This window comes from Curtobacterium sp. LFS079 (assembly GCF_047977865.1).
Lineage (GTDB): Bacteria > Actinomycetota > Actinomycetes > Actinomycetales > Micrococcaceae > Arthrobacter.
This window is the reverse complement of sequence record NZ_JBFPFO010000004.1, coordinates 293,317-305,994: the sequence shown is the minus strand read 5'-3', so window position 1 is coordinate 305,994 and position 12,678 is coordinate 293,317. Positions and strand designations below refer to the sequence as shown.

Sequence of the window (12,678 nt, the reverse complement as noted above, 5' to 3'; positions counted from 1 at the left end):
TCATACCAAGAGAAGTTCACACGAAGGAGTGCAAATCATGCTTGGAAAAAATGCCTCACCGGAACGCAGCCCGTCCCTGAATGGGCTCGGCCGTACCGCAGTAGGCCGCCGGTCCTTCCTGGGCCTCGTGGGTGGTGCCGTGGCCTTTGCCGCCCTCCCTGCGCTCACCGCATGCAGCGGCGGGGGAGCGGCGGCGCAGCCCACCAGTTCCGCGGGGATGTCCGCCGCCACGTCCAAGCTCGTGCCCAGCTACATCCCGCTCGACATCGTCAAACCGGACATTCCGAGTGTGAACGGCTCCTCGCCCGGTTTCACCAAGATCCCCTCATCCTTAGTCAAGTCAGTGCAGGGCATTCCGGGCAAAGGCGGCAGCTACACCGTCATGACACCGGCCTGGTGGGCAATCCCGCAGTCCGACAACAGCTATTTCAAGGCTGTCAACGAACGGCTGGGTGCAAAGCTGAATTTCCAGGTCAGTGACGGAAATACCTACGGGGACAAGATCCAGACAGTGCTGGCCTCACCCAAGGACGTGCCGGACTGGGTGGTCATCCCCTCCTGGAACATCCCGCCGCGATTTGGCCAGGCAGTCAAGGGTCTCTTCACGGACCTTTCCGAGTACCTTGCCGGCGACAAGATCAAGAAGTACCCCAACCTGGCAAATCTCCCCACCTCTGCCTGGAAGTACAGCTGTTTCGAGGGCGGGCTCTATGGGCTGCCGTACCCGTCCGATCAGGTCACGAACGCCTTCTTCTACCGTAAGGACCTGTTCGATGAGCTGGGCTTGGAACCGCCAAAGTCCGCAGATGAATACATCGCAGTGGCCAAGGAAATCACGAACCCGGCCAAGAACCGCTGGGGTTCGGAAGAGGTATGGACCGGCGCGCAGATGATGCATGGCGTGGATAACTGGAAACTGGTGGACGGCAAGCTCCAGAACAAGTTTGAGTCCAACGAATACCGGGCTGCCCTGGAATGGGGTGCAAAACTCTTCGCCTCAGGCGCTGTCCACCCGGATGCCGTGGCCGGCAACTCCCAGAAGGAGAAGCAGCGCTTTGAGTCCGGCGCGGTGCTGATGACCTGCGACGGGGTGGGTGCTTGGGGTGAAGCCCTGGGCCGGAACCTGTCCAGCAACCCGAAGTTCCAGATGCAGCCCATGGACTTCTTTGCTGCCGACGGCGGCAAGCCAACGTTGTTCCGCGGCTCACCTGCCGCCATCTTCAGTTTCATCAAGAAGACGGATGATCCTTCGAAGGTGGAGGAAATGCTGGCCCTGGCCAACTTTGTGGCCGCGCCCTTCGGCACGGAGGAGAACATGCTGATCGTCAACGGCGTTGAAGGCATCCACTACACCCGCGACGCACAGAATGTTCCGCAGGCCACGGCCAAGGGCAAGGAGGAAGTCACCAGCACGTACGCGTTCCTGGTGAACTCCGCTTCGGTGAACAACTCCGTCCAGTACCCCGGCTTCGTGAAGACCAAGACGGACTGGGAAGTCCGCCAAGCCCCGTACGTGGTCGATCCCCTCTTTTACGGCATGCAGATCCAGGAACCCAGCAAGTTCGGTTCCCTCGGGAAACCGTTCGACGACCTCTACAAGGACATTCTCCGTGGACGAAAGAGCCTCTCCGATCTGGACGCAGCGGTCGCCACCTGGAAGAAGAACGGCGGAGATGAGCTGCGTGAGTTCTACGCAGGATTCCTGAATGCCTAGGACGGCCGCCATGACCACCTCCGAATCCACCCTGACCGCTTCGGCGGTTCCAGCACGACGCGCCGATCGCCCGGGCGGCCCGGACCTCGCCAGCCAAGGGGGCACGTCCACAACCCGCAAGAGCGCGGGCCTGCGGGCCAGGCTGTTGCGGGACAAATCCCTGGTGCTGATGACTTTGCCGGCCATTGCCCTGCTCCTGGTCTTCGCCTATATCCCAATGCTCGGCAACGTTGTGGCATTCCAGGACTACTCACCCTTCGTGGGCATCCCGGACAGCCCCTATGTCGGGCTCGACAACTTCGCCCGCGTCCTGGGGGACCAGGGCTTCTGGCTCGCCGTGACGAACACGCTGGTGATCACGGCCTTCCAGCTGGTCTTCTTCTTTCCGATCCCCATTTTGCTGGCACTGCTGCTCAACTCCTTGCTGTCTCCGGCACTGCGTTCCACCATCCAGGCAATCGTCTACCTGCCACACTTCTTTTCGTGGGTGCTGGTGGTGTCTGTCTTCCAGCAGGTGTTCGGGGGGGCAGGCCTCCTGAGCCAGAGCCTGCGGGCACATGGCTGGCAGGCCACGGACATCATGACCAACCCGGACACTTTCCTCTTCCTGATTACCTCACAGGCAATCTGGAAGGACGCCGGCTGGGGAATCATCGTCTTCCTGGCCGCTCTCAGCGCCATCAATCAGGAGCAGTACGAGGCAGCGGCCGTCGACGGAGCGAACCGCTGGCAGCGGATGTGGTACGTGACGCTGCCAGCGCTGCGCAGCGTCGTCATCCTGCTGCTGATTCTTCGCCTGGGTGATGCTTTGTCGGTGGGCTTCGAACAGCTGATCCTGCAACGCGACGCCGTAGGAGCGCAAGCATCCGAGGTCCTGGACACCTTTGTGTATTACACGGGCATTCGTAACGGCGACTGGAGCTATGCCGCGGCGGCCGGCCTGATCAAGGGCGTGGTATCGCTGGCACTCATTCTCGGGGCCAACAAACTGGCCCACCTATTCGGAGAGAGCGGGGTGTACTCAAAATCATGAGCACCATAACCAAACAGGCAGCAACGGGTTCAGCGGCATCGGGTTCAGCGGCACTGCGCCGCAAGAATTCGTCCAGGCCGGCATGGGAAGAGGAGCCGGGCCCGGCGGCCAGGATCGGCAAGGCGGCGGTGCTCACCATAGTGGTGATTGCCGTGCTGGGGCCGTTGTACTCAATCGTCCTGACCAGCCTCTCCTCCCAGGGCACCATTACAGCGGCGGGCGGAATGGTGATTGTCCCGGGGGAGATCAGTCTGGACGCATACCGCCAGATCATCAGCGGGGGAGTGGTCACCAGGGCCGTGCTGGTCAGCGTAGGCGTCACCGCCGTGGGGACCCTGCTCAGCATGGTGGTCTCGGTGCTCTGCGCGTACGGCTTGTCACGGCCGGGTTCCTTTGCCCATACGCCGCTCCTGTTCACCCTGCTGTTGACCATGTTCTTCAGCGCCGGCATGATTCCGGCCTTCCTCCTGGTCTCGAGCCTTGGCCTGATCAACACTTACTGGGCTTTGATCCTGCCGGGTGCCATTTCGGTGTTCAACATCATCATCCTGCGCGGATTCTTTATGGGGATTGACCGCGGAATCCTGGACAGCGCACGGATAGACGGGGCCAGCGAATGGCGGATCCTGTTCCAGATTGTGCTCCCGATGTCGAAGGCAGTGACCGCTGTAATTTCCCTGTTCTACGGGGTGGGGTACTGGAACGCGTTCTTCAATGCGGTGCTCTATATCAACGACAGCGCCATGAACCCGCTCCAGGTGGTGCTGCGCTCCTACGTCCTGCAGGGCGTGATGATTCCGGGCCAGATTGCCGTGGGGCAGGGGGCAGCGCCGTCCCTTGCCCTGCAGATGGCAGTGATCGTGGTGGCGGTGGTGCCCATCCTGATGGTCTACCCCCTGGTGCAGAAGCACTTCACCAAGGGAGTCATGATCGGTGCGGTGAAGGGGTGACTTTCGACAGTGCCGGACAGGCCATCCTAGCTGCGGGCCGCAGAGGTTTCGCGCTGCACCAGGGACGGCACAATGAGCCGGATCTCCACGGGCTTGTCCGAGTTGAGCCGGTCCATGACCATCTCGACGGCGGTACGTCCAATGTCGTGGGCCGGTATGGAAACCGCCGTCCACGGCTGGGCGGACGCCATCGCCACGTCTTCGGGAGCGATGGCAACAACCGAGATGTCCCCAGGGACCTGCAGCCCGCGGAGGGCGAGGGCCTCCCGCAGCAGGGGGAGCAGTCCTTCGTTGTGGACCACCAGTGCAGTGGGTGGCTCCTGACCCGAGAGCATGTCGTCCAGGGCGCCGGCGAGCGCGCCGGACGTAGGCTCAGCGGCCCTGAGGGCGGCGACGACGCCGGCAGCCTGGCAGGCGTCCTCAAAGCCCTTGCGGGCACGGTCGGCGTAGGTGGCGTGGCGCTCCAGGGAGGCCTGCGGGGAGCCGATGAAGCCAATGCTCCTGTGGCCGAGTTCCGTAAGGTGCCGCACGGCAGTGCGGGAGGCGGCTGCGAAATCGAAGTCCACACAGCTCAGGCCCTGCGGATCGTCCGGGATGCCGATCAGGACAGCCGGCTTCCGGAGCTTTGCAAGCTGGGGGATCCGGGGATCGCGGGCTTCGATATCCATCATGAGCAGCCCGTCCACGATGGACTGGGAAGTCACCCGGTGGATGCCGTCGGTGTCGTCCTGGGTCAGGAGCAGCACGTCCTGGTTGTAATCCCGGGCGGTGGTCACAACACCCGCCACGAACTGCATGATCACGCTGACGTTCACGTCGGCCCGCAGGGGAACCATCAGTCCGAGCACGTTGGACCGGCTGGAGGCAAGGGACCTGGCGCCCGAGTGGGGGCTGTAGTCCAGCTTCCTGATGGCTGCGAGGACCTGTTCACGGGTCTCCTCGGAGATGGTGCGCTTGCCGCTCAGCACGTAAGACACGGTGCTGGTGGACACTCCTGCAGTCCTGGCGACGTCACTCATGGTGGCCACGGGCCACTCCTTTCTCCGCGGGTGGGACACCCACCATCATAGCCATTGAAATTTCGTGGAACGCCGCACCATTTCGATCAAATTCGATTGCCCCGGCGCGTACCAGCTCAGCTTTAGATTAGCCCACCGTTCAGCCTTGATTGAAGCGATTCGATACCATGACCAACTTTGACCATTCTCCCGCGTCCACCCTCAAGCCCGGCTTGGCCTCTCTGACGGAGACACTCGGACTCATCCACGGCGCGGACTACAACCCCGAGCAGTGGCCGGCGGAAAGCTGGCCGGAGGATATCCGGCTCATGCAGGAGGCCGGCATCAACCTCGCCACAGTCGGCGTCTTCAGCTGGGCACTTCTCGAACCCAGGGAAGGGGCCCGCAACTTCGGCTGGCTGGACGACGTCCTGGACCTGCTGCACGAAGGTGGCATCCGGGTCTGCCTCGCCACCCCCACGGCATCACCGCCGCCTTGGCTGGGACACGTTAACCCCGAGACGCTGCCCGTGGACCCCGACGGGCGCACGCTCTGGTATGGCTCGCGCAACCAGTTCAGCCCGTCATCCACGAGATACCGCCGTGCCGCGGCAGCCATCACGGAATCGCTGGCCGAAAGGTATGCGGACCACCCTGCAGTTGCCATGTGGCACGTGGGAAATGAGCTGGGCCAGGTCAGCTACGACGACGAAAGTGCCCTGGCGTTCCGTGCGTGGCTGATGCGGCGTTACGGATCGTTGGAGGAACTGAACCGCTCCTGGGGAACCACCTTCTGGAGCCAGCTGTATGGCAGCTGGGACGAGATCATGCCGCCGCGACGGGCGCCGTACCTTATCAACCCGAGCCAAGCCCTGGACTTCCAGCGCTTCACGTCCGACCAGCTGCTATCCCTTTACCGCAGCCAACGGGACATCATCCGCCGCTACGACGCCACCAGCCCTATCACCACCAACCTGATGGGGTTCTTCCGCGGCGCCGACTACTTCTCCTTCGCCAAGGAAACGGATGTTGTGGCCAACGACTGGTACACCGACCCGTCCGATCCGAAGTCCCACAAGCTGGGCTCGCTGACCCACGACCTGTGCCGGGGGCTCTCCCGCGGCGAACCGTGGCTGCTCATCGAGTCCGCAACCTCGGCAGTGAACTGGCGCGACCACAACGTCGCCAAGGAACCGGGAGAACTGCGGGTGGATGCCTTGTCGGCCATTGCCCGTGGTGCAGACGGCGTCTGCTACTTCCAGTTCCGCCAGTCCAGCTTCGGCGCCGAACGCTTCCACTCAGCGGTCGTGCCCCTGGTTGGAGAACAGACACGAGTGTTCCGCGAAGTGGCAGAACTCGGCAATGACCTGCACTCCCTGCGCCAGCTGGCGGGCACGCCATGCAGGGCAAAGATCGCGGTCCTCTTTGACTGGGACAGTTGGTGGGCTACCGAATCACCGGACACTCCCACCAACCGGCTGGGTGTCCTGGAACAGGTCCAGGCCTACTACGCGCCACTCCTTGGGAGAGGGCTGGCCGTTGAAGTGGTCCATCCGTCCGCGGACCTGGGCAGGTTCGAGCTTGTACTGGCACCCAGCCTATTCATGCTTGCGGCGGAGAACGCGGACGCCCTTGGCGCGTTTGTGCAGTCCGGCGGACACCTGGTGGTGGGTCCGTTCAGCGCAGTGGCGGATGTAAACGGACATCTGGTTCCGGGACGCTTCCCGGGAGTGCTGGCGGAACTTGTTGGTGTGGATGGCGAGGAGTGGTTGCCGCTCCCCGCGCCGCTGGGCGTTGAGTTTGGCAGCACCGTACCCGCCAAAGGGACCAAGGAATCCTGGCACGCCGGCATTTGGGCCGAAAACCTGGCACTCAGGGAGGAAACCGCGGAAGCCGTGGCGCACTTTGGCGCGGGACGGCTGGAAGGAAAGCCCGCCGTCGTACGGAACCGCAAAGGCGAGGGAAGTGCATGGTACGTCGGCGCGGATCTTCCGGCGGAGGCGCTGGACCTGGTCATGGCTGCAGCCCTGGACTCGGCCGGCATCACCTCTCCGCTGGCCGCACCGCTTCCCGAACCCGTGGAAGCTGCCAGCCGTGGCGGCCATCTGTTCCTGCTCAACCATTCGAACCTGCCGCAGCCGGTCCAGCTTGGCTGGGCCTCCGTAGACCTGCTCACAGGCGCCGAGCACAACCAGCACCTGACCTTGCCGCCTTTCGGGGCGCTCGTACTCAAAGAACCAGCGAAATAAGGGGAACCCATGAAATTCACGGACGGCTACTGGCTCTACCGTAAGGGCCTGTCAGCGCTGCATCCGCGGGATGTATCGGATGTTGAAGCCTCAGAAGACACGCTGCGGGTCTACGCGCCCACCAAGAGGATCGCGCACCGCGGTGACGCCCTGAATTGCCCCCAGCTGACCATCACCTTCGAGTCCCCCCTGCCGGATGTCATAGGCGTGACCATCGAACACTTCCAGGGCGGCGTGAACAAGGGCCCGCACTTCGGGCTGAAGGACGGCACCGCGGACGTCAGCATCGGCAACGACGGCGGCACGGCAACGTTCACCTCGGGCGGCCTCACCGCGCGTATCAGCACAGCGGGTGAGTGGAACGTTGACTTCCTGGGGGACGGCCGGCTGCTGACCAGCTCGATGCCCCGCAGCATCGGCCTGATCACGGACCAGGATGGGAAGCACTATATCCACGAACAGCTGACGCTCGGCGTTGGCACCAATGTCTACGGCCTGGGCGAGCGGTTCGGGCCGCTGGTCAAGAACGGCCAGTCGATCGACATCTGGAACGAGGACGGCGGCACGTCCAGTGAGCTCGCCTACAAGAACGTGCCGTTCTTCATCACAAACGCGGGCTACGGCGTTTTCGTGAACCACCCGGAGCGGGTGTCCTACGAAATCGGCTCCGAAGTGGTGTCCCGCACCCAGTTCAGCGTCGAAGGGCAGAAGCTCCAGTATTTTGTGATCCACGGACCGACGCCGAAAGACATCCTGCGCCGCTACACCGAGCTGACCGGAACGCCCGCCCGGGTGCCCGCATGGTCTTACGGACTCTGGCTCTCAACGTCCTTCACCACGGACTACGACGAAAAGACCGTGATGTCCTTCATCGACGGGATGGCTGAGCGCAGGCTTCCGCTGTCCGTGTTCCACTTCGACTGCCACTGGATGCGTGCCTTCCACTGGAGCGACTTCATTTGGGACCCCGCCACCTTCCCGGACCCCGAGGGCATGCTCCGCCGTCTCCACGAGCGGGGCCTCAAGGTGTGCGTGTGGATCAACCCCTACATCGCGCAGCGCTCGCACTTGTTCGGTGAAGGCGCCGAGTTGGGTTACCTGGTCAAAAGGGCCGACGGCTCCGTCTGGCAATGGGACATGTGGCAGGCCGGCATGGGCCTGGTGGACTTCACCAACCCGGACGCCGTCACCTGGTACCAGGACAAGCTGCGCACCCTGCTTAACCAGGGAGTGGATTCCTTCAAGACGGACTTCGGCGAGCGGATCCCCACGGACGTGGCCTGGCACGACGGGTCGGATCCACAGAAGATGCACAATTACTACGCCCAGCTATACAACCGGACCGTGTTCGACCTGCTCAGCAAAGAGCTCGGCGAGGGGGAGGCCGTGCTCTTTGCCCGCTCGGCCACTGCCGGCGGGCAGCAGCTGCCCGTGCACTGGGGCGGGGACTGCGAGTCCACGTTCCCGGCGATGTCCGAATCGCTGCGCGGCGGCCTGTCATTGGCCTCGTCCGGGTTCGCGTTCTGGAGCCATGACATCGGCGGGTTCGAGGGCACGCCGGATCCGGAGCTGTTCAAGCGGTGGATCGCGTTCGGGCTGCTGTCCTCGCACTCCCGGCTTCACGGCTCAAACTCGTACCGCGTGCCGTGGCTGGTGGACGACGAATCCAGCGACGTCCTGCGCCACTTCACCGAGCTCAAGATGAGGCTGATGCCGTACCTGCTCTCGGCAGCCGAGGACGCTCACCAGAAAGGGTCACCGCTGATGCGGCCCATGTTCATGGAGTTCCCGGACGACCCCGCCTGCGCCCACCTTGACCGCCAGTACATGCTGGGGTCCGAACTGCTGGTGGCTCCAGTCATGGGAAGCGGCGGCTCGGTGGACTTCTACCTGCCGGAGGGAACGTGGACGCATTTGGAAAGCGGTGAACAGCTGTCCGGACCCCGCTGGCACAGGAAGGCGTTCCCGGTGATGGAGGCCGCCGTCTACGTCCGCCAGGGTGCAGTGCTACCCCTCGGAACTGTCAGCGACAGGCCTGAATATGACTGGGCCAACGAGCTGGAATTCAAGGCCTTCGCCGCGGTGGACGGGCACCGGCGCACCGTGGTCGTTCCCAAGGCCGACGGCGGTTTTGCCGGTTTTGAGGTGACCGTGGAAGGCGGCCGGACGGTCGCCGTCGCCCTCTGAATCCCTGGCACCCAGTCATTCCATGAAAGTTGAAGCGCAAAGGAGTTTGTCATGAAGGCGTCTGTCACGGAGCCCATCAGGTGGGGTGTCCTCGGCCCGGGGTACATCGCCAGGAAATTCGCAAAGGAACTTCCGTCCAGCCAGACAGGGGAACTCGTAGCGGTCGGCAGTTCTGACCGGACCCGTGCGAAGGACTTCGCGGTCGAAGTCGGTGTCCCGCACGCGATCACCGGCACATACGAAGAGGTGCTGTCGAGCCCGGACGTTGACGCTGTCTACGTGTCAACTGTGAACACCAGTCACGCGCAGCTCGTCCTGGCCGCGGTGCGCGCGGGCAAGCATGTGCTGTGTGAGAAACCGCTCGCGCCGAATCATGGGAGCACCATGGCAGTTGTCGACGCCGCGCGCACGGCGGGCGTCATCCTCATCGAGGCGTACATGTACCGGTTCCATCCGCAGACCGTGAAGCTCCTCGAGCTCATCCGCGAGGGAGCCATCGGGCGCGTCCAACACGTCGACGCCAGCTTCTGCTTTGACGTGCCGGAGAAGAAGGGCCGGTTGTTCGACGCGGACCTTGCCGGTGGAGGCATTCTCGACGTCGGTGGCTATCCCGTGACGATGGCACGTGCCGTGGCAGGCGCAGCTCTGGGGCGCCCCTTCGCTGAACCCATCGATTTGCGGGCGGCCGGATATGTCGGCGGCACGGGCGTGGACGAGTGGGCGCTTGCACAGCTGACCTTTCCCTCAAACCTCACGGCAACTCTGCGTGCGGGGATTCGTATGGAGAACCCCGAAGAGGTGACAGTCTCCGGTTCGGAGGGCACCCTGTTCCTCTCTGATCCGTGGACAATTCACGACCGCCAGGAGCTGGTCCTCCGGCGCGTGGGGGAGCAGCCGCAGACGTTCACGTTCGCTTCGGACAACCCGGCCAACCGGGCCTACGCCCTGGAGGCCGACGCCCTCGCCAAAGCGGTCGCAACCGGCCAGGAGCCCGTAGAGATGTTCCTTGACGACACCTTGGGAACCTCCGCTGTACTGGACCGCTGGCGGGACCAGGTCGGCGTGCAATTTCCGTTCGAAGCCGATCAGGCCAACATTCCTACCGTCTCCGGCCTGCCATTGGCTGTAATGCCGGATGCACCCATGCGCTACGCGCAGATTCCGAGGTTGGACAAACCCGTCTCCAGGCTTGTCATGGGCTGTGACAACCAGCCGGACCTGGCGCATGCCTCGGCACTCTTTGACGCGTTCTGGTCGGCCGGGGGCAACGCATTCGACACGGCATGGCTGTACGGCAATGACGGTGAACACGAGAAGCGGTTCGGAAAATGGCTCGCCAACCGCGGGGTCCGTGAGGAGGCGGTCGTCATTGTGAAAGGAGCGCACACGCCGCACTGTGATCCAGATTCCCTGTCCCGGCAACTGCTGGAATCCCTGGACCGGCAGGGACTCGAGTATGCCGATGTGTACCTCATGCACCGGGACAATCCTGACATCCCAGTCGGTGAGTTTGTTGATGTACTGGACGCGCACGCCGGCGCAGGGCGCATTACGGCCTTTGGCGGTTCGAACTGGACGGTGGAGCGGTTCGATGAAGCCAATGCCTGGGCGGCCGCGAATGGCAAGCGGCCCCTTACGGTACTGAGCAACTACTTCGGCTTGGCGGAGGCCTACGATGTCCCCTGGACCGGATGTCGAACTGCTACTGACCCGGCGTCCAAGCGATGGCTCACCGAACGCGACGTAGCGCTCCTGCCCTGGTCTTCACAGGCCCGAGGGTTTTTCGCCCGCGCGAACCCTGACAACCTCAGTGACTCAGATCTCGTACGTTGCTTCTACGGCGATGCGAACTTTGAGCGGAAGCGCCGCGCTGAACAGTTGGCAGCGGAATTCGGAGTGCCGGCTACTGCTGTGGCGTTGGCCTACGTGCTGGCCCAGCAATTCCCGACCTTTGCATTGGTTGGGCCACGGTCCATCGCGGAGTATCGCTCCACGATGACGGGTCTCGGCATCGAACTGAATGAGGAGCAGGCATCGTGGCTGGACCTGCGCACGGCCTCGAACAGCATCCCCACCGCATCCGCACTCTAGGAATCAGGCCATGAACTCTACCGAAAACAAGGACGGCGCCGGCCCGCAGGGCACTGACAGCGCCAGGACCTTGGGCGTGGCGATGATCGGATACGCGTTCATGGGCAAAGCCCATTCGAATGCGTGGCGGAACGTGGCCAGTTTCTTCGATGTTCCGGCCTTCGAGCAGAAAGTGCTCGTGGGCCGGGACCCGGAACAGGTCGCCGCGGCCGCCGGGAAGTACGGCTGGGCGGAATCGGCCACGGACTGGCGCACGGTCCTCGACCGGGACGACATCCATATCGTGGATATCTGTGTCCCGGGCTGGATGCACGCCGAAATCGCCATCGCGGCCCTCGAGGCAGGCAAGCACGTTCTGGTTGAAAAACCCCTCGCGAACACTCTGGCCGAAGCCGAACTCATGACCGCCGCGGCCGCCAAAGCCAGGGCCCGGGGTGTGCAGTCCATGATCGGCTTCAACTACCGCCGCGTCCCGGCCCTGGCCCTGGCGAAGGAACTGATCGCCGAGGGCCGGCTGGGCACGGTCCGGCACGTGCGCGCCTCGTACATGCAGGACTGGCTAACCGACGCCCAGGCACCCATGACCTGGCGGTTGAACAAGGAAACCGCCGGGTCCGGGGCTTTGGGGGATATCGCCTCCCACGCGATCGACCAGGTCCTGTACCTCCTCGGGGACACCGTCACCGAAGTCTCCGGCCGCCTGCACACCTTCGTGAACCACCGCCCCGGCGCGGGCGGTCCGGAACAAGTAACGGTCGACGACGCCGCCTGGGCCACGCTGACCCTCGCCTCCGGGGCCATCGCCTCCGTGGAAGTCTCGCGCATGGCCACCGGCCGGAAGAACTCCCTGGCCCTGGAGATCTACGGGGACAAGGGTTCCCTGCTGTTCGACCTGGAAAACCTCAACGAACTCGGCTTCCTCGACGCCACCCTTCCCGTCCGGGAACAGGGGTTCCGGCGCATCCTGGTCAACGAACCCGACCACCCCTACATGGGCGCCTGGTGGCCGCAAGGCCACGTGATCGGCTGGGAACACAGCTTCACCCACCAGATCCGCGACCTCCTGACCGCCATCAACAACGGAACCGCACCGTCGCCGTCGTTCGATGACGGCCTGGCCGTCCAACGGATCCTGGCAGCCGTCGAGGAATCCGCCGACGCCAAAAGCATCATCATCCAGGTCGCAGCCCGTTAAAGTCGCAGCCCGTTAAACAGGCCAAGCTGGCTGTGGAGTTCATCGATAATTGGCGGTGTTCTTTGATCGGTATCTGTCGCTAGTTGCCTATGACGAGGACGCTAGCCGTGGAGGAGTAGCTAAGTTGCCGTGCCTCTGAGACGCTTACCCCGCTGTCGAGGTGTGTTTCCGGCAATCTCGCAATTCATCTTCTGCAAGGTGAGGGTGCAAGAGCAGGGACCGGGCAACTGGCCCGGTCCCTGCTAATGGTCGTCAGTTCGC

The 12,678-nt window shown here is 63.5% G+C and carries 8 protein-coding genes; 7 read left to right on the top strand and 1 reads right to left on the bottom strand.

All coding sequences use genetic code 11. The annotated features are described in order from the left end of the window. Nucleotides 1-37: 37 nt before the first annotated feature. The 3 genes from ACNQPB_RS09700 to ACNQPB_RS09690 are packed head-to-tail and all read left to right on the top strand — an operon-like array spanning nt 38 to nt 3,697. A complete protein-coding gene (locus tag ACNQPB_RS09700; RefSeq protein WP_498751163.1) occupies nt 38-1,714 on the top strand; it encodes an extracellular solute-binding protein in 1,677 nt (558 codons plus the stop codon). A gap of 10 nt (nt 1,715-1,724) precedes the next feature. Continuing rightward, nucleotides 1,725-2,747, top strand: a complete 1,023-nt coding sequence (locus ACNQPB_RS09695) for an ABC transporter permease (RefSeq protein WP_498751161.1) — start codon at nt 1,725-1,727, stop codon at nt 2,745-2,747. After that, entirely contained in the window at nt 2,744-3,697 is a 954-nt protein-coding gene (locus ACNQPB_RS09690; protein WP_498751160.1) for a carbohydrate ABC transporter permease, read from the top strand. The genes ACNQPB_RS09695 and ACNQPB_RS09690 overlap by 4 nt, the downstream gene beginning before the upstream one ends. Nucleotides 3,698-3,723: 26 nt before the next feature. On the opposite strand, the gene ACNQPB_RS09685 is transcribed toward ACNQPB_RS09690, so the two are convergent. After that, a complete protein-coding gene (locus ACNQPB_RS09685) occupies nt 3,724-4,716 on the bottom strand; it encodes a LacI family DNA-binding transcriptional regulator (protein ID WP_498751305.1) in 993 nt (330 codons plus the stop codon). A 167-nt stretch (nt 4,717-4,883) separates the two neighbouring features. Between ACNQPB_RS09685 and ACNQPB_RS09680 the strand changes: the two genes are divergently transcribed. The 4 genes from ACNQPB_RS09680 to ACNQPB_RS09665 are packed head-to-tail and all read left to right on the top strand — an operon-like array spanning nt 4,884 to nt 12,417. Continuing rightward, the gene (locus ACNQPB_RS09680) at nt 4,884-6,944 is read left to right on the top strand and encodes a beta-galactosidase (protein WP_498751158.1); all 2,061 of its coding nucleotides are present in this window, start codon (nt 4,884-4,886) and stop codon (nt 6,942-6,944) included. 9 nt (nt 6,945-6,953) lie between these two features. Then, a complete protein-coding gene (gene yicI / locus ACNQPB_RS09675) occupies nt 6,954-9,131 on the top strand; it encodes an alpha-xylosidase (protein ID WP_498751157.1) in 2,178 nt (725 codons plus the stop codon). 51 nt (nt 9,132-9,182) lie between these two features. After that, the gene (locus tag ACNQPB_RS09670; protein ID WP_498751155.1) at nt 9,183-11,222 is read left to right on the top strand and encodes an aldo/keto reductase; all 2,040 of its coding nucleotides are present in this window, start codon (nt 9,183-9,185) and stop codon (nt 11,220-11,222) included. 10 nt (nt 11,223-11,232) lie between these two features. Beyond that, on the top strand, nt 11,233-12,417 hold the full coding sequence (locus ACNQPB_RS09665) for a Gfo/Idh/MocA family protein (RefSeq protein ID WP_498751153.1): 1,185 nt from the start codon (nt 11,233-11,235) through the stop codon (nt 12,415-12,417). Nucleotides 12,418-12,678 lie beyond the last annotated feature (261 nt).